22 protein-coding genes and 1 tRNA gene are annotated in these 24,050 nt (G+C 68.3%); 12 read left to right on the plus strand and 11 right to left on the minus strand.

The annotated features are described in order from the left end of the window. Positions 1–102: 102 nt before the first annotated feature. Both ACIBL3_RS03320 and ACIBL3_RS03325 read left to right on the plus strand, forming a co-directional pair. Positions 103–873 carry a DUF881 domain-containing protein gene (locus ACIBL3_RS03320; RefSeq protein ID WP_396351532.1) on the plus strand — a complete coding sequence of 257 codons (771 nt, stop codon included), beginning with the start codon at positions 103–105 and terminating at the stop codon, positions 871–873. Between the two features lie 17 nt (positions 874–890). Then, the gene (locus tag ACIBL3_RS03325; RefSeq protein ID WP_396351533.1) at positions 891–1,508 is read left to right on the plus strand and encodes an aminodeoxychorismate/anthranilate synthase component II; all 618 of its coding nucleotides are present in this window, start codon (positions 891–893) and stop codon (positions 1,506–1,508) included. Positions 1,509–1,559: 51 nt separating this feature from the next. On the opposite strand, the gene pknB is transcribed toward ACIBL3_RS03325, so the two are convergent. From pknB to ACIBL3_RS03355, 6 genes are all read right to left on the minus strand, one after another. Further along, complete coding sequence (pknB, locus tag ACIBL3_RS03330; protein ID WP_396351534.1) at positions 1,560–3,389, minus strand: Stk1 family PASTA domain-containing Ser/Thr kinase; 1,830 nt, start codon at positions 3,387–3,389, stop codon at positions 1,560–1,562. 113 nt (positions 3,390–3,502) lie between these two features. Then, positions 3,503–4,954, minus strand: coding sequence for a peptidoglycan D,D-transpeptidase FtsI family protein (locus tag ACIBL3_RS03335; protein ID WP_396351535.1), 1,452 nt, complete (start codon positions 4,952–4,954; stop codon positions 3,503–3,505). After that, positions 4,951–6,351 carry an FtsW/RodA/SpoVE family cell cycle protein gene (locus ACIBL3_RS03340; RefSeq protein ID WP_396351536.1) on the minus strand — a complete coding sequence of 467 codons (1,401 nt, stop codon included), beginning with the start codon at positions 6,349–6,351 and terminating at the stop codon, positions 4,951–4,953. The genes ACIBL3_RS03335 and ACIBL3_RS03340 overlap by 4 nt, the downstream gene beginning before the upstream one ends. After that, on the minus strand, positions 6,348–7,724 hold the full coding sequence (locus tag ACIBL3_RS03345) for a PP2C family protein-serine/threonine phosphatase (protein WP_396351537.1): 1,377 nt from the start codon (positions 7,722–7,724) through the stop codon (positions 6,348–6,350). The genes ACIBL3_RS03340 and ACIBL3_RS03345 overlap by 4 nt, the downstream gene beginning before the upstream one ends. Positions 7,725–7,734: 10 nt before the next feature. Further along, positions 7,735–8,217, minus strand: a complete 483-nt coding sequence (locus ACIBL3_RS03350) for an FHA domain-containing protein (protein WP_396351538.1) — start codon at positions 8,215–8,217, stop codon at positions 7,735–7,737. Between the two features lie 10 nt (positions 8,218–8,227). Then, the gene (locus ACIBL3_RS03355) at positions 8,228–9,049 is read right to left on the minus strand and encodes an FhaA domain-containing protein (RefSeq protein WP_396351539.1); all 822 of its coding nucleotides are present in this window, start codon (positions 9,047–9,049) and stop codon (positions 8,228–8,230) included. A gap of 228 nt (positions 9,050–9,277) precedes the next feature. On the opposite strand from ACIBL3_RS03355, the gene ACIBL3_RS03360 reads away from it, so the two are divergent. The 5 genes from ACIBL3_RS03360 (at position 9,278) to ACIBL3_RS03380 (ending at position 13,833) form a co-directional block, all read left to right on the plus strand. Further along, positions 9,278–9,361, plus strand: a tRNA-Leu gene (locus tag ACIBL3_RS03360). A gap of 120 nt (positions 9,362–9,481) precedes the next feature. Then, the gene (locus ACIBL3_RS03365; protein WP_396351540.1) at positions 9,482–10,312 is read left to right on the plus strand and encodes a carbon-nitrogen hydrolase family protein; all 831 of its coding nucleotides are present in this window, start codon (positions 9,482–9,484) and stop codon (positions 10,310–10,312) included. A 67-nt stretch (positions 10,313–10,379) separates the two neighbouring features. Beyond that, positions 10,380–11,135 (plus strand): ABC transporter ATP-binding protein, encoded by a 756-nt coding sequence (locus tag ACIBL3_RS03370; RefSeq protein ID WP_396351541.1) that lies wholly within the window; start codon positions 10,380–10,382, stop codon positions 11,133–11,135. Next, a complete protein-coding gene (locus tag ACIBL3_RS03375; RefSeq protein ID WP_396351542.1) occupies positions 11,120–12,934 on the plus strand; it encodes a hypothetical protein in 1,815 nt (604 codons plus the stop codon). Before ACIBL3_RS03370 ends, ACIBL3_RS03375 begins: the two co-directional genes overlap by 16 nt. An 11-nt stretch (positions 12,935–12,945) precedes the next feature. Beyond that, positions 12,946–13,833 (plus strand): phosphotransferase enzyme family protein, encoded by an 888-nt coding sequence (locus ACIBL3_RS03380; protein ID WP_396351543.1) that lies wholly within the window; start codon positions 12,946–12,948, stop codon positions 13,831–13,833. 4 nt (positions 13,834–13,837) lie between these two features. Here ACIBL3_RS03380 and ACIBL3_RS03385 read toward each other — a convergent pair whose 3' ends face one another. Continuing rightward, positions 13,838–15,028 carry a hypothetical protein gene (locus ACIBL3_RS03385; protein ID WP_396351544.1) on the minus strand — a complete coding sequence of 397 codons (1,191 nt, stop codon included), beginning with the start codon at positions 15,026–15,028 and terminating at the stop codon, positions 13,838–13,840. A gap of 250 nt (positions 15,029–15,278) precedes the next feature. On the opposite strand from ACIBL3_RS03385, the gene ACIBL3_RS03390 reads away from it, so the two are divergent. From ACIBL3_RS03390 to ACIBL3_RS03410, 5 genes are all read left to right on the plus strand, one after another. Then, positions 15,279–15,638 (plus strand): hypothetical protein, encoded by a 360-nt coding sequence (locus ACIBL3_RS03390; protein WP_396351545.1) that lies wholly within the window; start codon positions 15,279–15,281, stop codon positions 15,636–15,638. A gap of 180 nt (positions 15,639–15,818) precedes the next feature. Then, the gene (locus ACIBL3_RS03395) at positions 15,819–17,084 is read left to right on the plus strand and encodes an extracellular solute-binding protein (protein ID WP_396351546.1); all 1,266 of its coding nucleotides are present in this window, start codon (positions 15,819–15,821) and stop codon (positions 17,082–17,084) included. A 3-nt stretch (positions 17,085–17,087) separates the two neighbouring features. Further along, on the plus strand, positions 17,088–18,050 hold the full coding sequence (locus ACIBL3_RS03400; RefSeq protein ID WP_396351547.1) for a carbohydrate ABC transporter permease: 963 nt from the start codon (positions 17,088–17,090) through the stop codon (positions 18,048–18,050). Next, positions 18,047–18,871 carry a carbohydrate ABC transporter permease gene (locus tag ACIBL3_RS03405; RefSeq protein ID WP_396351548.1) on the plus strand — a complete coding sequence of 275 codons (825 nt, stop codon included), beginning with the start codon at positions 18,047–18,049 and terminating at the stop codon, positions 18,869–18,871. The genes ACIBL3_RS03400 and ACIBL3_RS03405 overlap by 4 nt, the downstream gene beginning before the upstream one ends. A gap of 354 nt (positions 18,872–19,225) precedes the next feature. Continuing rightward, a complete protein-coding gene (locus tag ACIBL3_RS03410; protein ID WP_396351549.1) occupies positions 19,226–20,350 on the plus strand; it encodes an endonuclease in 1,125 nt (374 codons plus the stop codon). A 9-nt stretch (positions 20,351–20,359) separates the two neighbouring features. On the opposite strand, the gene ACIBL3_RS03415 is transcribed toward ACIBL3_RS03410, so the two are convergent. From ACIBL3_RS03415 to ACIBL3_RS03430, 4 genes are all read right to left on the minus strand, one after another. Next, a complete protein-coding gene (locus ACIBL3_RS03415; protein WP_396351550.1) occupies positions 20,360–21,256 on the minus strand; it encodes an ornithine cyclodeaminase family protein in 897 nt (298 codons plus the stop codon). Further along, positions 21,253–22,383 (minus strand): aminotransferase class I/II-fold pyridoxal phosphate-dependent enzyme, encoded by a 1,131-nt coding sequence (locus ACIBL3_RS03420; protein ID WP_396351551.1) that lies wholly within the window; start codon positions 22,381–22,383, stop codon positions 21,253–21,255. Before ACIBL3_RS03420 ends, ACIBL3_RS03415 begins: the two co-directional genes overlap by 4 nt. Next, positions 22,367–22,990 carry a transcriptional regulator gene (locus ACIBL3_RS03425; RefSeq protein ID WP_396351552.1) on the minus strand — a complete coding sequence of 208 codons (624 nt, stop codon included), beginning with the start codon at positions 22,988–22,990 and terminating at the stop codon, positions 22,367–22,369. Before ACIBL3_RS03425 ends, ACIBL3_RS03420 begins: the two co-directional genes overlap by 17 nt. 228 nt (positions 22,991–23,218) lie before the next feature. Continuing rightward, positions 23,219–24,019 (minus strand): PrsW family intramembrane metalloprotease, encoded by an 801-nt coding sequence (locus ACIBL3_RS03430; RefSeq protein WP_396351553.1) that lies wholly within the window; start codon positions 24,017–24,019, stop codon positions 23,219–23,221. Positions 24,020–24,050 lie beyond the last annotated feature (31 nt).

A 24,050-nucleotide genomic window follows, 5' to 3' on the forward strand; every position in this document is an offset into this window, starting at 1 on the left:
CTTGTAAGGACGCATAAGCTGAGCGCTGAAAGCTCAGGCCCGGACCGTAGTCGGGTCCGGTCCCGGGTTAGCGTAGTGCAGAGAGCAACATGGAGATCACGGGTGCGTAGGTTCAAGCGTATTTCGCTGTGGCGCGTCGGCGCGCCGCTGGCGCTGCTGTGCGCCGGCCTGCTGTTCGCGACCAGCGCCACCAACGCCCGAGGCACCGACCTGCGCCCTAGTCGCAACACTACGCTCGCCGGGCTGGTGGAGGAACAGAGCCGCCGCAGCGCGAGCCTGGTCCGCCAGCACGCGGCGCTCACCCAGGACATCGAGAAGCTGCAGGCGCAGCAGGGTTCGATCGACCCGAAGCTGTCCGCCCAGCTCAAGGAGCTGTCCGAACAGGTCGGTACGACGCCGGTCACCGGTCCCGGACTGACCGTCACGCTGAAGGACGCGCCACCGGAGGTGGTGAAGGAGAACCCGGACGTCGACGCCGACTGGCTGGTCATCCACCAGCAGGACATCCAGGCCGTCGTGAACGCGCTCTGGGCGGGCGGCGCGGACGCGCTCTCGATCCAGAACCACCGGGTCATCTCCACCACGGGGATCAAGTGCGTCGGCAACTCGGTCGTCCTGCACGGCGTTCCGTACCTGCCGCCGTACAAGATCACCGCGATCGGCGACCGGCAGAAGCTGCAGAAGGCGCTGGACGACTCGCAGTACATCGACAACCTGCAGGACTACGTGGTGAAGTTCCAGCTCGGCTACGAGGTGAAGAACGAGTCCGCGATCGCGATGCCGGCCTACGAGGGCACCCTCGACCTGCAGAGCGCCACCGTCCCCGGCTTCGACCGCACCCCGTCGGTCAGCCCGTCGGTGACGGGCCGCTAGCTGTCACAATGGTTCGCATGCCGCGGATCCTTGTCGTCGACAACTACGACTCCTTCGTCTACAACCTGGTGCAGTACCTCCAGCAACTGCAGGCCGAGACCACTGTGCTGCGCAACGACGAGGTCACTCCTGACGACGTCACGTCGTACGACGGTGTCCTGCTGTCCCCCGGTCCCGGTACGCCGGAAGAGGCCGGCGCGTGCGTGGACATCGTCCGGGAGAAGGGCGGCGAGGTCCCGATCTTCGGCGTCTGCCTGGGCCTGCAGGCGATCGGCGTCGCGTACGGCGGGGTGGTCGGCCGGGCCGACGAGTTGCTGCACGGCAAGACCAGCCAGGTGTTCCACGAGGGCGCCGGCGTGCTCGCCGGACTGCCGTCGCCGTTCACCGCGACCCGCTACCACTCGCTGGCGATCGCCCAGGACAGCGTCCCGGACGAGCTGCAGGTGACGGCCCGGACCGAGGCCGGCGTGATCATGGCGGCCCGGCACCGCGACCTCCCGGTCGAGGGCGTCCAGTTCCACCCGGAGTCCGTGCTCACCGAGGGCGGCCACCGGATGCTCGCCAACTGGCTGGCGATGTGCGGCGACCCCGACGCGGTCGCCCGCTCCGCCGGCCTGGCCCCCGTCGTCAGCTGAGCCAACGAGAAACCCCCCGCGTTCAAGGAGTGCGCGGGGGGTTTCTTCGGTTCAGCCGCCGATCGTGATCGGTGGCGTGTTCGGGTCGCCGGGTGTCTCCGACGGTGTGGTGCTCGGGGTCTCCGTCGGCGGCGGGGTGTTCTCCGGCAGGTTGTTGATCGTCAGGGTGACCAGGGTGCCCTTCGCGGCCTGGCTGTTCGCCTTCACGCTCTGCTGGAGGACAGTCTGGTCGGGCTTGCCCGGATCCTCGGCCTGCTCGTAGCCGACCTTGAAGCCGAGGTCCTTCAGCGTCTTGGTCGCGTCGTCCTGCGTCATCGTGACGACGTTCGGGACCTCGACCATCTCCTTGCCGCTGGACACCGTCAGGGTGAACTCGGTGCCGGACGGGTACTCGCCGCTCGGGTCCGGGCTCACCGCCAGCACGGTGCCTTCCTTCTCGCCGCTGTTCTCCGTCTTGGTCTCTTCCTTGACCTTGAAATTCGCCGAGGTGCCTTCCAGCGCCTTTCTGGCCTGCGACTCCGACTTGCCGATCACATCCGGCACCGGGAACGCGCTCCGCCCCGCCGAGAACACCACGGTGACGGTTGAACCCGTCTCGGCCTCGGTGCTGGGCTGCGGGGTCTGTGAGATCGCCAGGCCGCGCCCGACCGTGTCACTCGTCTGGGACGGGCCCTGGGCGAACTTCAGGCCCGCATCGGTCAGTGCGGCGGTCGCATCGGCGACCGACTTGCCGCTCACGTCCGGGACCTGGACCTTGGTCGGCGGGGTCGCCCCACCGCCGTTGTCCTTGTTCATGTTGGTGAACAGGGCGTAGGCGCCGACGGCAACCGCGACGATCGCGAGGCCGAGCAGGAAGTAGGCGAGGCCGCGGTTGCGCCGGGCCCGGGCCGCCTGGGCCTCGTCGAGGCCGTCGTCCGGCGGCAGCAGGTCGTCGTCGCCGGGCTGCTGGTACGCCTGGGTCGCCGCGGTCGGCGAGTAGTTCGCCATCGCGCGGGTCTCGGCGACCGCCGCCATCGGCGCGGTCACCTGCTGGCCGGAGAGGACGCGGTGGATGTCCTGCCGCATCTCGGAAGCGCTCTGGTACCGCTCCTCGCGGTTCTTCGCCAGCGCCTTCAGGACGACCGCGTCGACCTCCGGCGGGATGTCCGGGTCGAACGACGACGGCGGCAGCGCCTGCTCCCGGACGTGCTGGTAGGCCACCGAGACCGGCGACTCACCGACGAACGGCGGCCGGCCGGTCAGCAGCTCGTACAGCAGGCAGCCGGTCGAGTACAGGTCGGAGCGGGCGTCGACGGTCTCACCACGGGCCTGCTCCGGGGACAGGTACTGCGCGGTGCCGATCACGGCCGCGGTCTGGGTCATCGTGGACGAGGTGTCCGCGACCGCCCGGGCGATGCCGAAGTCCATCACCTTGACCTGACCCTGCGGGGTCAGCATCACGTTCCCGGGCTTGATGTCGCGGTGCACGATGCCGGCCCGGTGGCTGTAGTCGAGCGCCTCGAGTACGCCGGAGGTGATCTCCAGCGCCCGCTCGGGCATGATCTTGCGACCCTCGCGGATCAGGTCCCGCAGCGTCTTGCCGGTCACCAGCTCCATCACGATGTACGGAATGGTGACGCCGGATCCGTTCGGGTCCGGCTCCTCGCCGGTGTCGTAGACCGAGACGATGGTCGGGTGGTTCAGCGAGGCGGCCGACTGGGCCTCGCGCCGGAACCGGGCTTGGAAAGTCGCGTCACTGGCAAGGTCGACCCGCAGCCGCTTGATCGCGACCGCCCGGCCGAGCCGGTTGTCGACGCCCCTGCGCACATCAGCCATGCCGCCGCGGCCGAGCGGTTCGCCTTCTTCGTACCGGCCGCCGACGAGACGTGCCTGCGATGTCATGACTCAGCCTTCCAACCTGTCCGGAAACACACTCAACTTGCCCACGGTAGCGGCCGCCACTCGCGGATCCCCGTTGGAAAGACGCGCTGTCACGGCATCATTCCGTATCGTCGTCATTGGCCCAGCACCGCCTCCATCACCTGCTTGGCGATCGGCGCCGCGAGGGTGCCGCCGGCGATGTCGTTGCGCGCGATGTTCGCGTCCTCGATCATCACGGCCACCGCGATCTTCGGGTCGTTGGCCGGGGCGAACGCGGTGAACCAGGCGAACGGCGGGCGCTCCTTCGACGTCTGCGCCGTACCGGTCTTGCCGGCCACCTCGACGCCGTTGATCCGGCCCGGCCTGCCGGTGCCGTTCGCAACCACGTCGACCATCATCTGGGTCAGCTGCGACGCAACCTCCGGCGTGACCGCCTGGTGCAGCTCCTCCGGCTTGGTCTCGGAGACCGTCTTCAGGTCGGCCGTCTTCACGTTCTGCACCAGGTACGGCTTCATCACCGCGCCCTGGTTCGCGATCCCGGCCGACACCATCGCCATCTGCAGCGGGGTGGCGCGGACGTCGAACTGGCCGATCGCGGACTGCGCGGTCTGCGGCTCGTTCGGGTCGCCCGGGAACTGGCTGGCGGCCGCGCCCAGCTCGGGCAGCTGGCGCTCGCCGAAGCCGAACTTCGCCGCCTGCTCCGCCAGCGCGTCGGCCTTCAGTTCCAGGCCGATGGTGCCGAACGCGGTGTTGCAGGAGTAGCGCAGCGCGATCGTCAGCGTCGCGTTGTCGCTGCCGCCGCAGTTCTGGCCGTTCTCGTTCACCAGCGGCACGGTGGTCTGCGGCAGCGGCAGCTCGGCCGGCGAGTGCACCTTGGTCTCCGGCGTGTACTTGCCGCTGGACAGCGCCGCGGCCGCGGTCACCAGCTTGAACGTCGAGCCCGGCGGGTAGAGCTCCTTGACCGCCCGGTTCGACATCGGCTTGGACTCGGCCTCGTTCAGCTTCTTCCACGCCGCGCTGACCTTGTCCAGGTCGTGCGAGGCGAGATCGTTCGGGTTGTACGACGGCCGCGTCGCCAGCGCGAGCACCCGGCCGGTCTTGGGCTCGAGCGCCACGACCGCGCCGGTCTTGCCGGCCAGTCCGTCGTACGCCGCCTGCTGGGCCGCGGCGTTCAGCGTCAGCGTCACGCTGGCGCCCTGCTGGCGGCGGTTAGTGATCACGTCGATCACCCGGCGGAACGCCATCGACGGGTCGCTGCCGTTCAGCTCGGCGTTCTGGGTCAGCTCGATCCCGGACCGGCCGTACAGGTAGGAGTAGTACCCCGTCACCGGTGCGTAGACCGGGCCGGAGGCGTAGGAGCGCTGGAACTCGAACCGGTCGTTCGACTTCTTGCTCTGCGCGATCGGCGTACTGCCGATCAGGATCGGGCCGCGGTCGACCGAGAACTGCGAGTCGCGCACCCGGCGGTTGTCGTTGCGGCCGTTCAGCTCGCCGGCCCGGAAGGCCTGCAGGTACGTCGAGTTCGCCATCAGCGCGAGCATCAGGATGATCGCCGCCATGGCCAGTCGCCGGATCGCCGAGTTCACTGCTTCTGCACCGCCATCGCGATCGTTTCGTCGGACACTGGAGCGGCCGGCGTCTGCGGTCGCCGGGCCTGGTCGCTGATCCGCAGCAGCAGCGCGATGATCGCCCAGTTGGCGACCAGCGACGTACCGCCCAACGCCATGAACGGCGTGGCCAGACCGGTCAGCGGGATCAGGCCGGTGACGCCGCCCACGATGACGAACACCTGCAGGGCGAACGACATCGCCAGACCGGTCGCGACCAGCTTGCCGAAGATGTCCCGGCAACCGAGCGCAGTGCGCAGGCCGCGCTCCACGATCAGCGTGTAGATCAGGATGATCGCCATCAGCCCGGTCAGGCCGAGCTCCTCGCCGAACGAGGAGATGATGAAGTCGCTCTGGCCGTAGAAGCCGAGCAGCTCCGGGCGGCCCTGGCCCAGCCCGCGGCCGAGCACACCGCCCCAGGCCTGCCCCATCAGCGCGGTCGCGACCTGTCCGCCGACCTCGTTGAACGGGTGCAGCCAGTCGTCGACGCGCTTCTGCACGTGGCCGAACAGTTGGGACGCGACCACCGCGCCGCCGGCGAACAGCAGGCCACCGATGATCAGCCAGCCGGCCCGCTCGGTGGAGACGTACAGCAGGATCAGGAACAGGCCGAAGAACAGCAGCGACGAGCCGAGGTCCTTCTCGAACACCAGCACGCCCAGGCTGACCGCCCAGGCGATCAGGATCGGGCCGAGGTCGCGCGCCCGCGGCAGGTCGAGACCGAGGAACCGGTGCCCGGCGAGCGTCAGCACGTCCCGTTTGACCACCAGGTAGCCGGCGAAGAACACCACCAGGCAGAGCTTCGCGAACTCGCCGGGCTGGAACGACATCCCGAGGAACCGGACCCAGATCTGGGCGCCGTTGATGTCGACACCGAGCCCGGGGATCAGCGGCAGCACCAGCAGGATCAGACCGGCCAGGCCGGCGGTGTAGGTGAACGCCTGCAGCCGCCGGTGGTCCCGGACCAGCAGGATGACGGCCAGGAACAGCACGATGCCGACCGCGGTCCAGGTGATCTGCTGCGGTGCGGCCGCCGCCCGCGGCTCCCGCCCCGCCGCTTCGGCCGCCGCGGCCAGGCCGAGGTCGACCCGGTGGATCATCGCGACGCCGATCCCGTTCAGTACGACGGCGCACGGCAGCAGCACGGGGTCGGCGTACGGCGCCCGGAACCGCAGCGCGAGGTGGGCGATCAGGGCGAGCAGGCCGATGCCGGCGGCGTACAGGCCGGTGCTGGCCGGGATCGTGTCCTGGACGGTGAGGCCGATGTTCACGTACGCGCCGACCGAGACGATGACCGCGATGATGAGCAGGAACAACTCCACCCCGCGCCGGCTGCGCGGGATGATCTGGATGACGGACGTCGACGCGATACTCATCGGACGCCGTCACAGTCGTCGGGGTTGACCGCTCCGGGAGACGGTGAGGTCGTCGGAGTGGTGGTCGGCGGCTTGACCGTCGCCGGCGGCGCACTCGTCACCGGTTTGCTGGGCACCGGCGTGCTCGGCTTTGGGGTCGGTGTCGGCTTCGGTTTGGCGCACTCGTCGGCGGCGCGCTGCAGCTCGCTGACGATCGTCCGGGCGCCGGGCAGGTCGTCGGCCTGGATGTTGCTCTCCACCTGCTCGCGGCTGTACGTCGGCAGCTTGTCCACCTGCAAGGCCTGCTTCTCGTACACCTTCGACAGCGTCAGCCCCGGGATGTCCTCGTCCATACCCTTGAAGATCGCCACGTAGTCGCCGTCGGTGCCGACGTAGTACTGGTTCTGCGTCCAGCTGTATGCAAACCAGCCACCGCCGAGGATCAGGCCGAGGAGCACAACCACGACGGCGATCCGCCGCAGCCACGGGAACCGCTTCGGCGCCCGCGGCGCGTACCGCAGCTCCTCCGGGTCGAGGGCCCCGCCGTGACCGTGACCACCACCGTGCCCATGACCACCAGGTACGACGACCGTCGGCTCGCCACGACCGGTCCCACCCTGAGCCAGCTCCGCGGCCGCGCCGACCAGCTGTGCGTTGGTCCCGCTCGACGGCTGGGTCTCGACCACGTCCGCGACGACACACGTCACGTTGTCGTTGGACCCGGCCTCCAGGGCGTGCGTGATCAGCTCCACCACCACGGAGTCCGGCGTACCGCCGGCCATCGAGGCCGCGATCACCTCGTCGCTCACGTAGTCGGGCAGGCCGTCGCTGCACAGCATCAACCGGTCACCGGCGCGGACGTCGAGGATCTCCAGGTCCGGGTCGGAGTCCGGCCGGCCGTCGAGGACGCGCAGGATCAGGTTCCGGTGCGGGTGGGTGAAGGCCTCCTCCTTGGAGATCCGGCCTTCGTCCACCAGCGACTGCACGAACGTGTGGTCGTGGCTGAGCTGGTAGAGCAGCCCGTCGCGCATCCGGTACGCGCGGGAGTCGCCGAGGTGCGCCATCCCGAGCTGCTGCCCGTCGAACATCAGCGCGGTGACGGTCGAGCCCATGCCCTCGCGTTCGGGGTCCTCCTCGACCAGCTCGGACAGCCGCTCGTTCGCCCGGTGCACCGCACCGGCCAGCGCCTCGATCATGTCCTCGCCGCTGATCCCCGGCTTGTCCAGCTTCCGGATCACCTGGACCGCCGCCGCGCTGGCCACCTCACCGGCTGCGGCGCCGCCCATTCCGTCCGCGAGCAGCAGGAGGTTCGGACCGGCGTACGCCGAGTCCTCGTTGTTGCGGCGCACCCGTCCGACGTCGGACAGTGCGGCGTAGTCGAGCGACAGGGTCATCGAGGCAGGCCTACTTCGCGATGTTCAGCGTCGTCCGGCCGATCCGGATCGAGCCGCCGATCTCGGCCGGCACCGGGCGGGTCACCCGCTGGCCGTCCAGGTACGTGCCGTTGGTGGAGCCGAGGTCCTCGACCCACCACTGGCCCTCGGAGAGGAACAGCCGGGCGTGCCGGGTGGACGAGTAGTCGTCGTCCAGCCGGATCTGGCAGTCCGAGCCGCGGCCGATGATCACCGGCTCGTCGACCAGGGTCGCGCCGACCCCGGCCTGCGGCCCGTCCGCGATCGACACCGACCCGGGCAGGCCCTTGCGCTTCTTCACCGGCTTGACGGGTTTCGGCGTACGGCTGCTCGGCGGTACGACGGCCGCGGCGGCCCGGCTGTCCACCTTGGCTCCGAACAGGTCGGACCTGATCACGGACAGCACCGCGAGGACGAACATCCACAACAGGGCCAGGAACCCCAGTTTGATCAGGGTCAGGGTCAGTTCCGACATGGAAGGTCAGTCACCACCCGCTGCTCGGCGGCTGGGCGAAGGGCTCGTCCGCCAGACGCAGCGTCATCGTCGTGTTGCCGATTCGCACGGTCGAGCCGTCGACCAGCTCGGCCTCAGTGGACCGCCGGCCGTTCACCAGCGTGCCGTTGGTGGACCCCAGGTCGACCAGTACGACGCGGACGCCGCCCTGGCCCTCCGGCATCAGCCGGATCTCGGCGTGCCGCCGGGACACACCCGGGTCGTTGATCTGGATGTCCGCGTCGGTGCCACGGCCCAGCACGACACCCGGCGGGTTGACCGGCCGGCGGCGGCCGTTCACCTCGAGCATCACCTGCGGGTGGCCGCGACGGGCCGGTGGCTGTTGCTGGGGCGGTGGGGCGCTCTGCATCACCGTCTGGCCGTCGTTCGGCGGCACGTAGGGCTCCTGCTGGTAGGGCTGGGGCTGCGGACGGGGTCGTTGGGTCCCGACCGTCGCACTGACCACACGGAACTTACCCGTCGGCAGGTCGTCCTGTTGAGTCAGCAGGATCTCGATCGGGCCGGAGAACGTGTACCGCTGGATGTCCGCGTGGTCCCGGAGCTCGTTCGCCAGCTCGTGATTCAGCGTCTGACCGTAGGCGTTCAGCCTCTCGTAGTCACCGGGGCCGAGCTCGATCGTGAAGTGGTTCGGCACCAGCCGGCGGTCCCTGGACAGGATCCGCGCGGTGTTGTCGATCTCACGCTTGAGCGCCGCCGCCAGCTCGATCGGCTCGACGTCGCCCTTGAACGCACGCGCGAAGACACCGCTCACAATGCCCTCCAGACGTCGCTCGAAGCGCTGCAGCGGTCGCACGCCTCCTCCTCCACGGTTCGGTCGCCGGTTGTGACCAACGATCGTGCTTGCCGTCCGGCGCCCTCAGCAGGCACGCCGTACGCCGCGTCCACCGGTCGTGGCGGACACACCGGGTACGACGATCGATCGTATCGGGAGGTTCGACCCAACCCGCAATGCGAACGTTCCGCACAACCCGTGCTACTGTTCCTTCTCGGTTGCAGACGAGAATCTCAGACGCATCCAAGCGCGCGGGTGGCGGAATAGGCAGACGCGCACGGTTCAGGTCCGTGTGCCCGAAAGGGCGTGGGGGTTCAACTCCCCCCTCGCGCACAGCAAGTCCCGGTCAAAGACCGGGACTTCTTGCATTTACGGGGTGTGTTCACCATCACCCCCGCCGGGCCGGTCGTGGCGCTCCGGGGTTCTGTCGGTTGGGGCTGAGACCGTAGGGCGGTGACGGGGATTCGGGTTGGGATTGCGCAGCCGGTGATCGGTGCGGACGTACGCGTGAACGGGAAGACTGTGCGGTCGCTGATGCGGAAGGCGGCGGCTGCGCGGGTGCGGCTGGTGCAGTTCCCGGAAGGGATGCTGAGCGGGTACGCGAAGGAGCAGATCGCCGACTGGTCGCAGGTCGACTGGGACGCGGTCCGTGACGAGCTCGAGCAGATCATGGCGCTGGCCGCCGAGCTGAGGATCTGGGTCGTGCTCGGCTCCGCGCACCCGCTGACGCCGCCGCACCGGCCGCACAACAGCCTGTACGTGATCTCCGACACCGGCGAGCTGGTCGACCGGTACGACAAGCGGTTTTGCTCGAACACCGAGATCAACCACTTCTACGCACCCGGCTTCGACCCGGTCGTGTTCGACGTCGACGGCTACCGGTTCGGCTGCATGATCTGTGTCGAGGTCAACTTCCCGCATCTGTTCAGCCAGTACGAGCAGCTCGGCGTCGAGTGCCTGCTGCTGTCGGCGTACCCGGTCGACGAGGTCTTCGAGGTGAAGGCCCGCGCGTACGCCGCGATCAACTGCTACTGGGTCGCGATGTCGCTGCCCGCCCAGACCGTCGACCTGATGCCATCGGGCCTGATCGCCCCGGACGGCACGTACGCCGCCCAGCTCGCCGGCAAGTCCGAGCTCACCGTCGCCACCATCGACCGCGACGACCCGGCCCAGAAGGTCCCGCTCGCCCACGCCCGCCCCTGGCGCGCCACGGCCCGCAAGGGCGCCATCTACCGCACCCGAGCGGTCACCGACCCCCGCTCCCTCGACCGCACCACTACCTGAGGCGGACGCCGCGGGTCGGTCCGCGGGCGGACGCCGGCGTGGCTTGGTGGGTGCCACAGTTACCGGCATGGAGTACGCGTTCGAGTTGGTCGGGTTGACCAAGGTGTTCGGGGAGCAGCGGGCGGTCGGCGAGCTGAGCCTCGTGGTGCCGAAGGGGTCGTTCTTCGGGATGCTCGGGCCGAACGGCGCCGGCAAGACGACCTCACTGTCGATGGCAGTCGGGTTGCTGCGGCCGGATTCCGGTACGGCGAAGATCTTCGGCGTCGACGTCTGGGCGCAGCCGACCGAGGCGAAGGCGCTGGTCGGCGTCCTGCCGGACGGACTGGGGATGCCGGAGCGGCTGACCGGCCGTGAGGTGCTCACCTACCTCGGCCTGCTCCGCGGACTGCCGGCGGACGAGGTGGATCGCCGTACGACGGAACTCCTCGAGGTGCTCGAACTCGACCACGAGGACGACAAGCAGGTGATCGGCTACTCGACCGGGATGCGGAAGAAGCTCGGCCTGGCTGTCGCGTTGCTGCACGCGCCGCGGCTGCTGGTGCTGGACGAGCCGTTCGAGGCGGTCGACCCGGTGTCGGCGGCGACCATCCGGACCATCCTCAACCGCTTCATCGCCGGCGGCGGCTCGGTGGTGATGTCGAGTCACGTGATGGCGCTGGTCGAGCAGCTGTGCGACCGGGTCGCGGTCGTCGCCGACGGCAAGGTCGTTGCCGCGGGCACGGTTTCCGAAGTGCAGGCGGGCGGCAGCTTGGAGGACGCGTTCGTGTCACTGGTCGGCGCCTCGACCCGCGGTGCGGAGGGACTGTCGTGGCTCTCGGCCTGACCTACGCGACCTCGCAGACGCTGGTCCGGATGCGGCTGGCCGCGTTCCGGCACGCGCTGAAGGACCAGAACCGGGTGAGCTGGATCGGCACCGGCGCGTTCGTCGGCCTCGTGCTCGCGGGCGGAACCATCTGGGTGGCTGCCCGGGGTGATTCGGACCTGCTCGTCGTCGCGCTGGCAGTGTGGATGCTCGGCTGGGTCGTCGGCCCGCTGTTCGCCGGTGGCGGTGACGAAACGCTCAAGCCGGAGTACTTCAGCATGCTCCCGCTCAGCCCACGCACGCTGTCCGCCGGACTCCTCACCGCCGCACTCGCCGGTGTCGCTCCAGCGATCAGCCTGCTCGCACTGCTCAGCCTGGTGGTCGTCGGAGCTCAGCTGTCCGTCGCCGCAACCCTGATCGCGCTGCCTGCTGTCGCTCTGCAGCTCCTGTGCTTCGTCTTGGCGTCCAGGCTGGCCGTCGCGGTGTACGGCGTACTCCTGCAGGTGCGGTCCGGCGCCGTACTCGCTGCTGTGGTCAACGCGTTCATCCTGGCGTTCACGGCGCAGGGGTGGGCATTGATCGTCGCCTTCGTTTCCACTGACGTGCAGGGCACCATGGCCAGTGCGGCGCGCATTGCTCCGTCCGGCTGGGGCCTGGTCGCGGTGGAGGCCGCTGGGCGTGGTGACTGGCTGCGGGTGCTGCTGGCGTTCGCTGGTCTTGCGCTGCTCGCCGTGGTCATGTTTGTCGGCTGGTCCGCTCTCCTGGTACGGCGTACCACGGCCACCCGCTCTGGTCGCAAACCACGGCGGTTGCTGACGGCCACGGGTCCACGGGACGCCGCTGGGGCCAAGGAGCTCCGGTCGTGGACGCGTGACCTGCTCTACGGGCACCGGGCGGTGTTCGCGATCTGCTACGGACTCTTCTTCTGCCTGATGCCGCTCGCAGTCGGCTGGAAGGGCATGCTGCCTTGGGCCGGTCCGGCCGCTCTCGTGATGGCGGGCTCGATGTCGTCCAACCTGTACGGCTCGGACGGTACGGCGCTGTGGACAACGCTGATGACTCCCGGGTCGGCCGGCCCCGATGTCCGCGCCCGTCAGCGTGCATTCCTGCTGGTGTTCGGTCCGCCGACTCTGCTGATCACACTGCTTCTCACCTGGTGGTCCGGGTCCGTCAGCGCATGGCCGCTCGTACTGAGCGTGCTGCCGGCGCTCCTAGGTGGTGCGGCCGGTCTGGTCGTCGCCTGCTCGGTGTTCGCCGCCGTACCGACGACTGACGCGCACAAGCGGTCCGGCAATCCGCTCAACTCAGGCGAGAACGAGGGCGAGACGATGGGCGTCGTCTGGGTGATGCTCATCCTGGTGTCACTCACCGCCGGCCCAGCCCTCGTCGCAGCCTTCGCGTGGTCGTGGTGGGGCGTTGCAGTCGGCGTCGCCTCCGGCGTACTGGCCTGGTGGTACCTGGGCCGACTCGCAGCCACCCGCCTCGAGCAGCGCGGCCCCGAACTCCTCACCCTCCTCCGCCACGGCCGCTCACCAAGCGAGCAAGCCAAGAAGACCGCCCAGTACGACCACATCCCCCGCTGGCGCCGCACATTGGCCAACTACTGCCTCGGCTTCGGCGCCATCCCCCTCTTCCCCCAAGCCGTCGTACCCGCCATCTTCCTCCTCACCAACAACACCAACACCAAGTCCTGGTTCCTAGCCCTCCACCTCGAACCGCAATGGCACTGGCCCGTCATCATCGCCATGGCCGCCCTAGGCCTCACCATGTACACCTTCGGCGCCCACACCTACCTCAACGCCAAGAAGAAGTCCCGGTGAGAGACTGAGGCATGGCGGTTGATCGCGACGCGGCAATCGCGGTGGTTCGGGCAGTTGCCGCCAAGCTCGATCGCGACGGTACGCAAGCCGAACTGCTGGGACCGATCGCCGACAACGCGGTCTTCCGTCTGCCCGGCCGAACAGTCGCCCGGATCGCGACGGCAGCGGCAGGTGAAAGAGCACTCCGTGAGGTCCGCACCGGAAGGTGGCTCGCGGCTCAGGGGGTGCCGGCCGTACGGCCACTGGAGTCGATTGAGCAACCTGTCCTGGTCGACGGTTATGTCGTCACGTTCTGGCACGAGGTTCCAGGTGCCTCCATGGCCAGTACGGCGGAACTCGCAGAGCTGCTCCGGCAGTTGCACGGCCTGGAAGTGCCCAGAGACTTCGACATCCCGGCGCTGGATCCATTCGTTCGGCTGGACGAGCACCTTGCCTCCGCGGAACCGGCGTTGAGTGCGAGTGACCGGAGCTTTCTGGCCGAGCGGATCGGAGAGCTCCGGATCGACTGCGCGCGGGTGAGCGAAGGCCTGCCGACCTGTGTGATCCATGGAGACGCGAACCGGAAGAACGCGATCCGTGGCACGGACGGTCCCGCCGTACTCCTCGACCTCGAACGCTTCAGCATCGGCCCGCGCGAGTGGGACCTCGTCGTTCCGGGGGTCTACCAACGACTTGGCTGGTACTCCGACGCCGAGTACGACGCCTTCGTCGCGTCGTACGGCTGGGACATTCGCACCTGGAGCGGCTTCGAGACCCTCGCAGCCCTCCGCGAGTTCCGCATGACCGCATGGCTCCTCAGCCGCCTCATCCGCGAGCCCCGCCTGAAGCCAGAAGCCACCCGCCGAATCGCCTCCCTCCGGGACCCTGACGGCCCCAGACATTGGACTCCAGGGACTTGACCCCTCAGGAGGCGACCGTCAGGATCGTCCGCGCTTGCTCCCGAAAGTCGGTGATCGAACGCTGACGGCTCCGCGGGTGCAGGTCTGAGGACTCCCCGAGAGCGAGCTGCGCGTGCTGCTGTGCCTCACGCGGCGCACGAAGCGTAGTGAAGCAGTGGGCCAACTCGTCCTGGAGTTCCGCTTGGTCGAAGTACCCGATCCAGTCGGGCTCGCCATCTTCGGCTTCCTGCGAAAACGCGGCCTGAGCCTGCTGCATTGCTCGCAGGCACGACCGCTCGTCGCCGATGCTCGCGAGCGCGCGTGCTTCCATCGCGGCGTACATCGCCCGTACCCGCGGCGTGGCGCGGCCCGCTGCTCCGAGCGCGGCGGCTCTCGCCAGGTCCACAGCCTCCTGGTACTCGCCGAGGTAGTTCGCCTGGTGACTCATCAAGGCCAGAACCTTTCCGCCAAGCGGTCGATCGCCTGAGGCGTGTGCCAGGTTCAGCGCCTGGACGAAGTACCGGCGTGCGAGGCCGTGCCGGCCGACGTCGTACGCCATCGCACCGGTCTTGTAGGTGAACTGCGCAGCGACAGCGAACAGGTCTCGGCCAATCGCGTCGGTATAGCTCGCATCAAGCAGTGGAGTCACCGCGTCACTGAGGTACTGGACCGCTGCGGACCGGGCGTGTCCCCCACCGAACTTGTGGTCGAGAGCTTCGAACATCTGCAACGTCGCCCTGACGGCAGCAACATCATCCGCACCGACGCGTCGAGGACCGCGGGAACGGTACGGCGGTTCGGCCGGCGGCGACACCAGCCATCGCGCCATCGGGGTGGTCAGCGCGCCTGCGCTGACCGCCATGCGGAGGAAGTCAGAGCGCCTCAAGTCTTCTGTCCAGAGCGTGCGAGAGGTCCGGATCGTCGCGTCGCGAGATTCGGAGAACGACAGCGCCAAGGTGAGCGGCTGCCCGCCGGTGAAGCCCAGTTCGCTGAGAGCCACAACGCGACCGAGGCGCCGCCCGAGAGCCTCGGCAATCAGCGCCGGCTTGTCACCGCGCGGGACCATCCCGTTGAGCCAGCGACCGACATCGACGTGGTCGCACCGGACGTCCAGCCCCCTCGCCGCTGCAAGGTCGCGGATGTCGCGGGCGAGCGCACTTCGTGAACAGGACGCCTCGGCCATCAGTGCGGCGAACAATTCGTTGGGCGAACTCATGCAGCCTCTTCGCGAAACCGGTCCGGTCCACTCACAGTAGCTGGAGGATGCCGGAGCGAACAGGTACACATCCAAGCGATTTGCTCCTCAGTGCACGGGTTCTGCACAGGTCGTCGCCCATTGCACGGCGTTTGCGCCTGTCGGTCGGTCGGCCGAGACGCTGAGATTGAGATGCCCCTCCGATCGGCGGGGCCGGCGTTGTGAACCCTGCAACCGACGCCGGCCCCGTCCACCACGAAAGGAGCCCGGCATGACCGGCCCGAAGCCCCTCGCGGTCGGCTACCTGCGGCAGTACCGATCCATGACCTGCGATCAGTTGATCCGGGCGAAGGGCCGGCTCGCGGAAGTCGCCGAGCTGGAAGGGCTCTACCTCTGCAAGGTGTTCGTGGAGCGCTTCGGCACGGACCCGGCCGCCTTCGACGCGCTGATCAGATCGGTGCGACGTCGTGGGGTCGGCGTGGTCATAGTCCCGACCGAGGCACATCTCAGCGCTGTTGGTAGCGGAGTAACCAAACTCGAGCGCCTACACCGCGAGACCACGGTCCGGGTTGTGTCCGCCGACCTCATCCAAGGAGACGTCGTTGCGCGACTTGCAACGGGTGGTGCATGACATGACGAAATCGCGGCAGGGGCGTTCTGAGCTGCCGCGGGGATGCGCTCTCACGGGATAGTAACGGAGGCTTCTGAAGTATTGACCTGGTGGTGACGGTTCGGCATTCTCCTCGCACCGAACGAAACGGGTTCATACCAGTCAGCCGGCCTGCGTCCGGCTCTCCGCCAGAGGTGATCCATGAGGTTCCGTTCTCTTGCCGTGGCTGCCGTCGCGGCGCTCTCGCTCACCGCCGTCGCCGCCTGTGGGTCGTCCGGTGGCGACGACTCCGCGAGCAGCGGTCCGGCCACCATCGACGTGTGGCTGATGAAGGGGTCCGTCTCGGACGACTTCCTGAAGCGCTTCCAGGACGACTTCGCCGCCAAGCACACCGACATCAAGCTGAACGTCCAGATCCAGGAGTGGAACGGGATCGGGCCGAAGATCATCGCCGCGCTGGCCAGCAAGGACGCGCCGGACGTGATCGAGGTCGGCAACACTCAGGTCGCGCAGTACTCGGCGTCCGGTGGGGTGAAGGACCTGACCGACAAGAAGGCCGACCTGAAGGGTGACGACTGGATCGAGGGTCTGGCCGCGCCCGGCAACTACGAGGGCAAGCAGTACGGCGTCCCGTACTACGCAGCCAACCGGGTCGTCGTCTACCGCAAGGACCTGTTCCAGGCTGCCGGCATCGCGACTCCGCCGAAGACTCGGGAGGAGTGGCTGGCCGCCACCGCCAAACTGAACACCGGCGGCAACCAGGGCATCTACCTGCCCGGCCAGAACTTCTACGTGCTGTCCGGCTTCATCTGGGACGAGGGCGGCGACCTCGCGGTCAAGGAGGGCGACACCTGGAAGGGCGCGCTGGAGTCGCCCGAGGCGATCAAGGGGATGGAGTTCTACCAGCAGATCCAGGCGCTCGGCAAGGGCCCTAAGGACTCCGACGAGGCGAAGCCGACCCAGACCGACGTGTTCGCGCAGGGCAAGGTCGCGCAGATGATCGCGGTCCCCGGCGCCGCCGAGCTGATCGCGCAGGCGAACCCGGCGCTCAAGGACAAGCTCGGCTTCTTCCCGATCCCGGGCAAGACCGCCGACAAGCCGGGCGCGGTGTTCACCGGCGGCTCGGACCTGATCATCCCGGAGGCCTCCGACGCACCCGACGCTGCGTACACGTTCATCAAGGAACTCGCCGGCGAGCAGTGGCAGGTCGACCTGGCCAAGACGATGAAGTACGTGCCGAACCGGACCAGCCTCGCCGCCCAGGTCGGCTCGGACGAGGGGACCCAGGCGATGGCGGCCGGCGCCGCGAACGGCAAGGCGACGCCGAACTCGCCGAACTGGGCCGCGGTCGAGGCGAAGAACCCGATCAAGGAGTACCAGACCAAGGTGCTGACCGGCGGTGATCCGGTCGCGGCGGCCAAGGCGGCCGACGCGATCATCACCGAGGCGCTCAACAGCGGCAAGTAGACCGTGGCCGTCGCTCAAGTCGAGCGGACCGCCCCCGCCTCCCCGACCGGCCCCGCGCCGGCCGGGGTACGGCGGGGGCGCGCCCGCGTGGTGCTGCCGTACCTGCTGATCGCGCCGACCCTGCTCGGGATGGCGTACCTGCTGCTCTACCCGATGGTCCGCAACCTGGTCATCTCGGTGCAGAAGTTCGGCATCGGCCAGCTGATCCGGGGCAACGCCGAGTTCGTCGGCCTGGCCAACTACCGGGAGATCTTCGCCGACGACAAGTTCTGGTCGGTGGTCGGCCGGACGTTCGCGTTCACCGCGATCAACGTCGGCCTGATCATGGTGCTGTCCACCCTGGTCGCCCTGCTGATCGGGGCCCTGGGCAAGTGGATGCGACTGGCCGTGATGGGCGGGCTGGTGCTGGCCTGGGCGATTCCGGTGCTGGCGGCAACCACCGTGTTCCAGTGGCTGTTCCAGTCCCAGCTCGGGGTCGTCAACTGGGTCCTGGTCCGGCTCGGGTTCTCGCAGTACGACGGTTACGCGTGGTTCGCGGACGGGACGTCGACGTTCGCGATCATCGTCGTACTGATAGTCTGGCAGTCGGTGCCGTTCGCCGCGCTCACGCTGTACGCGGCGATGACCACGGTGCCGCGGGAGCTGTACGAGTCGGCGCAGATCGACGGCGCCGGCGCGGTGAAGATCTTCCGGCTGATCACGTTCCCGATCCTGCGGCCGATGTTCGGGCTGATCCTGTGCCTGGAGGTCATCTGGGTGTTCAAGTGCTTCGTCCACATCTGGGTGATCAGCCAGGGCGGGCCGGGTGACGCGACGCTGACGCTGCCGGTGTACGCGTACCAGATCGCGCAGTCGCTGAACCGCTACGACCTCGGAGCGGCGATCTCGATGGTCACGGTGCTGCTGCTGACCGTCGTACTGCTCGCCTACTTCCGGCAGCTGTTCAAGGAAGAGGGTGAGCTGTGAAGCCGCGTCGGGTGGTGCTCAACGTGGTGGCGCTGGGCGTGTTCGTCTGCAGCGTGTTCCCCGTCTACTGGATGGTGCTGACCGCGTTCAAGCCGGCCAAGGACATCCAGGCCGAGACACCGTCCTTCTTCCCGACCCACGTGACGCTGCGCCATTTCAGTACGGCGGTGCACGCGGACGGCTTCTGGTTGTTCTGGCGGAACTCGGTGCTCGTCGCGATCAGCGCCGTACTGCTCGCGCTCGTGGTCGCGTGCCTGGCCGCGTTCGCGGTCGCGCGGCTGCGGTGGAAGGGCCGGCAGGCGTTCATCCTGATGGTGTTCGTGGCCCAGATGACGCCGTGGGAGGCGTTGCTGATCCCGATGTACGTGATCGCCCGGGACACCGACATGCTGGACAAACTGCCGATGCTGACGCTGATCTACTTCATGATGACGCTGCCGTTCACGATCGTGACGCTGCGCGGGTTCCTGAACGCGATCCCGGCCGAACTCGAGGAGGCGGGGCAGGTGGACGGGTGCAACCAGTTCCAGGCGTTCCGGCGGATCGTGTTCCCGCTGCTCGCGCCGGGGCTGCTGTCCACGTCGCTGTTCGGGTTCATCACCGCGTGGAACGAGTTCGCGTTCGCGAACCTGCTGATCATCAAGGAGCAGGACCAGCGGACGCTGCCGGTCTGGCTGTCGTCGTTCAGCAACACCTTCGGAACCGACTGGGGCGCGACGATGGCGGCGGCCACGCTGTTCATGCTGCCGGTGCTGGTGATCTTCCTGGTGCTGCAGGGCCGGGTCACCTCCGGCGTCGCGGCGGGTGCTGTCAAGGGATGACCGCTGCTTGTTCAGTGACCCGTCAGTAGAGTGAGACGGCTGCTCTGACCTGTGGACATTGCGTGCTGGACTGAGTACGGTCCGTTAACGGCGTCCGCACCACGCCACTGTGTCGGTGAGGTGCTGCCCGCCAGTAGCGCCTCACTGGTGGATGGGCAGAGCAGCTCGCGGCGGTCCGTCGCGTCCTGATGGGGGCCCATACACCGAGGTGGGGCGGCGAGCGACACTCACTCGCCCACCGCCCCACCTACTCAACTCTTCATTCCTCGTTTCCCGGGCGGATGTTCGACGGCCGGTTCGGCTGGGCAGACTGACCTGCGACGCAGTGGTCCCCAACCGCCCCTGGGAGATGCCGTGCTTCGTTCTCGCGTACTACGCCCCACTCTGATCGTCAGCGTCGTACTAGCGCTGCTCGGCTTCGGCATCACGCCGACCTCGGCGGCGACACCGATCAGCGTGAGTACGGCGATCGGCCGGCAGGACGGGTCGACCGCGACGGTCACCGGGTACGTGGTCGGCCAGCCGACCGCGACCAGCACCGTTGTGCGGAGCAACTTCCCGAACGACTACGCGCTCGCGTTGGCGGACTCGGCGTCGCAGACGGGTACGTCGTCGATGCTGTACGTCCAGATCACGTCGGCGTTCCGGTCGTCGTACGGGCTGCAGAGCAACCCAGGGCTGCTCGGCCAGAAGATCACCGTGACCGGCACGCTGAGTGCGTATTTCTCGCACGCCGGGCTGAAGGACACGACGGCGTTCAGCGGTGGCGGCTCGTCCGATCCGGGGCCGGATCCGGGTGACTACTACGCGGGCGCGGAGGGGAAGACCGGGGCCGCGCTGAAGGCGGCGTTGCACACGATCATCTCGGACCAGACCAAGCTGAGCTACGACCAGGTCTGGAACGCGCTCAAGGACACCGACCAGGACCCGGCCAACAGCAACAACGTCATCCTGATCTACTCCGGCCGGTCGCAGAGCAAGAGCACCAACGGCGGCGACCCGAACGACTGGAACCGCGAACACGTCTGGGCCAAGTCGCACGGCGACTTCGGTACGGCGACCGGCCCGGGCACCGACATCCACCATCTCCGTCCTGAGGACGTGTCGGTGAACGCTGCCCGCGGCAACCTCGACTTCGACAACGGCGGCTCGGCGGTGTCGGAGTGCTCCGGCTGCACCGTGGACGGCGACTCGTTCGCACCGCGCGCCGCGGTCCGTGGTGACGTCGCCCGGATGATCTTCTACATGGCGGTCCGCTACGAGGGCGGCGACGGCTTCGCCAACCTCGAACTCAACAACTCGGTCGGCAACGGCACCGCGCCGTACATGGGCAAGCTCTCAGTCCTCAAAGCTTGGGCCGCCGCCGACCCGCCGGACGCCTTCGAGAAGCGTCGCAACGAGGTCATCTACGCCACCTACCAGCACAACCGGAACCCGTTCATCGACCACCCCGAGTGGATCTCGTCGATCTGGCCGTGAGCGCCGCGGCTATCTCACGGAGGTGACGACCGCAGCGGCGACGGCCGCGTCGGCGGCGCCGATGCCGGTGAGGTCGGCGATCGAGCGGTGCGTGCGGTCCAGGCCGTCGCGCAGTACGGCGCCGATCGCGATGTCGGCGTCGTCCGGCACGACTCCGGCGCGGACCGCGTTGCCGAAGTCGCCGTGGTCGAGGCACTGTTCGTGATCGTCGGTGGCGATCAGGGCACCCGCGAACAGCTCGGGTGGCAGTTCGCCCTTGCCGGGCATGTCGGTGCCGATCCCGGTGATGTGGACGGCATCGCGAAACGCCTCGGCCGGTAGCGGTGAGCGGGCAGATGTCGTCGCGATCACGCAGGCTGCGCCGTCGAGTGCATCGGGCCGGGCATCCAGGCCCTCTTGGGCGAAGGCTGCGCAGAGTTTGTCCACAGCCTCCGGGCGTCGGCCCCACACCTTCACGCGTCGCAACGGGCGGAGTTGCTGCAACCACAGCACCTGCAGGAGGGCTTGCTCGCCGGTCCCGAGTACGGCGACCTCGTCGACGTCGGCCGGGGTCAGGGCGTCGGTGATGAGGGCTCCCGCGGCCGCCGTACGCCAGGCTGTCAGCTTGCCTTCGTCGGCGAGTACCGCGGCCGGGGAGCCGGTGGTCGCGTCGACCACGAGCATCAGGCCGTTGTTTACTGAGGCAAACGTGCTGGCGATCTTCACCGTGAAGTACGGCGATCCCTCGACGTACCCGGCCTTGATGTGGCAGTCGCCGGAGTGCTCTGGGAAGTCGAGCACCATTGGCGACGGGACCGCCGTACGGCCCTCCGCGTGGGCGATCAGCGCGTCGCGGACCGCTGTGGAGACGAGCTCTGGTGTCGCGACCTTGCTGATCTCGGGGAGGCCGATGACGGGCAGGGTCATCTGCGCTTCTCCAGCCAGTCGGACCAGGCGGCCAAGGCCCCGGTCGGGTTGCTGCGGCCGAGCCCGACGCGGAAGCGGTCGGTCGGGGTCTCGGTGAGGGCGGAGCTGTAGATGCTGGCGGGCAGGAGGAGTACGCCGGCCTGCTCGACCAGGTCGGTGCACATGGCTTCGACGCCGTCGGCGCCGAGGTAGCGCGGGAAGCAGACACAGCCGCCGTCGGGTGGGGTGAATTCGAATAGGTCTGGGTAGCGCGCGAAGAAGTCGGTGAAGACCGGGAGGTTCTCCGCGACGATCCGGCGGTTGCGGTCGAGCAGATGGTCGCGGGCACGCAGGGCGATCAGCGCGAGCACCTCGCTCGGTGCGGAGTTGCAGATCGTCGTGTAGTGCTTCGCGCGTTCGAGCTTGTCCAGTACGGCGCGATCCCGGCAGGCGATCCACCCGATCCGGAGGCCGGGCAGGCCGTACGCCTTCGACATGACGTTGAGGGAGAGCGCCGTACCGGAGAGGTCTGTTGCTTGGGGCAAGGGTGGTCGGGTGAGCTCGAGGCCGCGATAGACCTCGTCGCTGAACAGGGTGATCCCGCGTTCGTCGCACAGTCGGACGAGGTCAAGCCAGGCTTCTTGGGCTGGGACCGCGCCGGTGGGGTTGTTGGGGAAGTTGACCGACACCATTCGGGTGTTCGGTCTGACGGCTTGTGCGACTGCGTCGACGTCCAGTGCCCAGTCGTCTTCGGGCCGCAGCGCGACGCCGGTCACCTCGCACACCGCCAGCGGGACTGTTTCGGCCGCCTGGTAGTTGGGTGTCAGTACGACGAGGTGGTCGGTGGGCTCGAGCAGTGCGCGCATGGCGAGGTAGATGGCTTCCTCCGCGCCGGCGAAGCACAGGATGTCGTCGGGCTCAGCCTCTGCGTAGGTGGCGGCGATCTCCTCGCGGAGAGCGGGCAGGCCGCGGGTCTCGGTGTAGCCGAGGGTGAGCGATTCCCAGCGCTCGCGGCCGTCGTCGTCGGCGAGGGCGAGCAGGTCGCTCAAGCTGTGGGTCTGCGCGTCGGAGGCGGTCAGGTGGTAGCGGGCGTTGAACTCCCACTTGGCGAAGTACGTCTCCAGCCGGAAGTCAGGCAGGGTCGGCATGGGGCTCCTTCCGGGTCTGGGCGAGCAGTTGGTAGAGCGCGGACCGCGACATCCGCAGCGCACGGGCGACCGCCGGCACCGACCGCCGCTGGCTCAGCACACCCGCCGCGTCGAGCCGGTTGAGCAGCTCAACTCGGTCGTCCCGGCTGAGTCGGTCGGCGGCGACACCGCGCTCGCGCACGTAGGAGGCGACGATCTCGTTGAGCGTCTCGGACCAGTCGTGCTCGAACAGCACGCGCGGCTGACCGTGCGCCGGCGCGGCGAAGGCGGCCAGTAGTCGGCTCGCCTCCTCGAAGGCGGTCCGGTCCACGTTCACGCAGAACACGTACGCCGGTTTGCCGTCTTCGTCCCGCATGATTGCGCTGACGCTGGAGAGCCGGCGTCCGTCCGGGAGCACCTTCGGGTACGGCCCGTACACGTCGGGGTCGGTCGGGGACAGCTCGTTCAACTCACCGAGCAGCGAGGGATCACCCGGCTCGCGGCCGGACAACGGGTTCCAGATCGCGACGATCTCGTCGGTCGCGGGATCGTGCAGCACGACTTCCGCGTGCGGCGACAACAACCGCGCCAACGCAGCCCCAACCGGCGCAACCTGCTCAGGAGTCATGCCTGGACAGTAAGTCCATCGTGGACAAGTTGTCTACCCATGCAGTCGCTACGCCCGCTCCTGCGTCGCGTGCTGGCTGGCGCTTCCGGTCGCCCGGTTGCACGTGCTTGTCAGCGCTTGGAGGAGGAGGTCGGCTTTTCGGAAGATCGGTGCCGCGCAGTGGCAATTGTCTTCCGAGAAGCGAGATGCCTGGGAAGCCCGAGCAGGAGATGAGACAGCTCAGCTCCACTACGACACCTCGACCCGGTTGTCGACTCGTTGGGCGCGCCTGAGGCCGTAGAGGAGGAGGCCGATTGAGATGGAGCCGACTACGACGTAGGTGATCCAGCCGCCGATGCCGTCCCAGGTGGTGTGTAGGGCGACGGCCAGCGCGAACATGCCGAGGAAGACGGCGAAGTGTTTGCCGGTTGGCTCGGTGACGAAGCGCCACAGGCCCCAGCAGGTCAGGCCGGTCCAGGCGGCGTGGCCGGCGGGTGAGAGCAGCCCGCGGATGAACAGGGTCTCCTCGGCGGCTCCGACGTTGCCGTTGGACTGGAGGAGCGCGACGAACGCGTAGCCCATCGTCTCCAGTACGGCGAAACCGGTGCCGACCGCGACGCCGATGATGATGCCGGTGCCCAGCGACGTGCGGTAGCGGTGGCCGAAGAAGATCACCAGTGCGGCCGGCACGAGCAGTTTGGCGGTCTCCTCGATCAGCCCGACGCCGACCATCGGGAGCGTGCCGAGCCGGCGCATCGCGTCGTACTCGAGGAGGCCGGCGACCACCACGCCGACGACGCCGCCGAACAGCAGGCAGCCGCCGAGGGTCGGGCCGTCGATCAGCCAGCGCTCGGAGCAGCCGGCCGCGAACGTCACGAAAGTGAGGGGTACCACGAGCGCCCCGAGCAGGATCATGGTCGGGACGAGATTCGGGTTCCCGGTGTCGGTCAGGACGGCCAGGACGAGGAGGTACAGCACTGCGCCGACGACGAACGTGCCGACCCAGGCCCATTTCAGGACCCTCCCGCGTGCCACCTGCTGTTGGGTCATGAGGGAGATGGTGCCGGGTTGTGGCGTGTGT

Source organism: Kribbella sp. NPDC050124, assembly GCF_044460355.1.
Taxonomy (GTDB): Bacteria; Actinomycetota; Actinomycetes; order Propionibacteriales; family Kribbellaceae; genus Kribbella.

Excerpts from the sequence above, each read along its gene's own strand:
- ACIBL3_RS03325 (WP_396351533.1), top strand. The coding sequence starts at position 891 with ATGCCGCGGATCCTTGTCGTCGACAACTACGACTCCTTCGTCTACAAC.
- pknB (WP_396351534.1), bottom strand. The coding sequence starts at position 3,389 with ATGACATCGCAGGCACGTCTCGTCGGCGGCCGGTACGAAGAAGGCGAA.
- ACIBL3_RS03340 (WP_396351536.1), bottom strand. The coding sequence starts at position 6,351 with ATGAGTATCGCGTCGACGTCCGTCATCCAGATCATCCCGCGCAGCCGG.
- ACIBL3_RS03345 (WP_396351537.1), bottom strand. The coding sequence starts at position 7,724 with ATGACCCTGTCGCTCGACTACGCCGCACTGTCCGACGTCGGACGGGTG.
- ACIBL3_RS03350 (WP_396351538.1), bottom strand. The coding sequence starts at position 8,217 with ATGTCGGAACTGACCCTGACCCTGATCAAACTGGGGTTCCTGGCCCTG.
- ACIBL3_RS03370 (WP_396351541.1), top strand. The coding sequence starts at position 10,380 with ATGGAGTACGCGTTCGAGTTGGTCGGGTTGACCAAGGTGTTCGGGGAG.
- ACIBL3_RS03380 (WP_396351543.1), top strand. The coding sequence starts at position 12,946 with ATGGCGGTTGATCGCGACGCGGCAATCGCGGTGGTTCGGGCAGTTGCC.
- ACIBL3_RS03385 (WP_396351544.1), bottom strand. The coding sequence starts at position 15,028 with ATGAGTTCGCCCAACGAATTGTTCGCCGCACTGATGGCCGAGGCGTCC.
- ACIBL3_RS03390 (WP_396351545.1), top strand. The coding sequence starts at position 15,279 with ATGACCGGCCCGAAGCCCCTCGCGGTCGGCTACCTGCGGCAGTACCGA.
- ACIBL3_RS03395 (WP_396351546.1), top strand. The coding sequence starts at position 15,819 with ATGAGGTTCCGTTCTCTTGCCGTGGCTGCCGTCGCGGCGCTCTCGCTC.
- ACIBL3_RS03415 (WP_396351550.1), bottom strand. The coding sequence starts at position 21,256 with ATGACCCTGCCCGTCATCGGCCTCCCCGAGATCAGCAAGGTCGCGACA.
- ACIBL3_RS03420 (WP_396351551.1), bottom strand. The coding sequence starts at position 22,383 with ATGCCGACCCTGCCTGACTTCCGGCTGGAGACGTACTTCGCCAAGTGG.
- ACIBL3_RS03425 (WP_396351552.1), bottom strand. The coding sequence starts at position 22,990 with ATGACTCCTGAGCAGGTTGCGCCGGTTGGGGCTGCGTTGGCGCGGTTG.
- ACIBL3_RS03430 (WP_396351553.1), bottom strand. The coding sequence starts at position 24,019 with ATGACCCAACAGCAGGTGGCACGCGGGAGGGTCCTGAAATGGGCCTGG.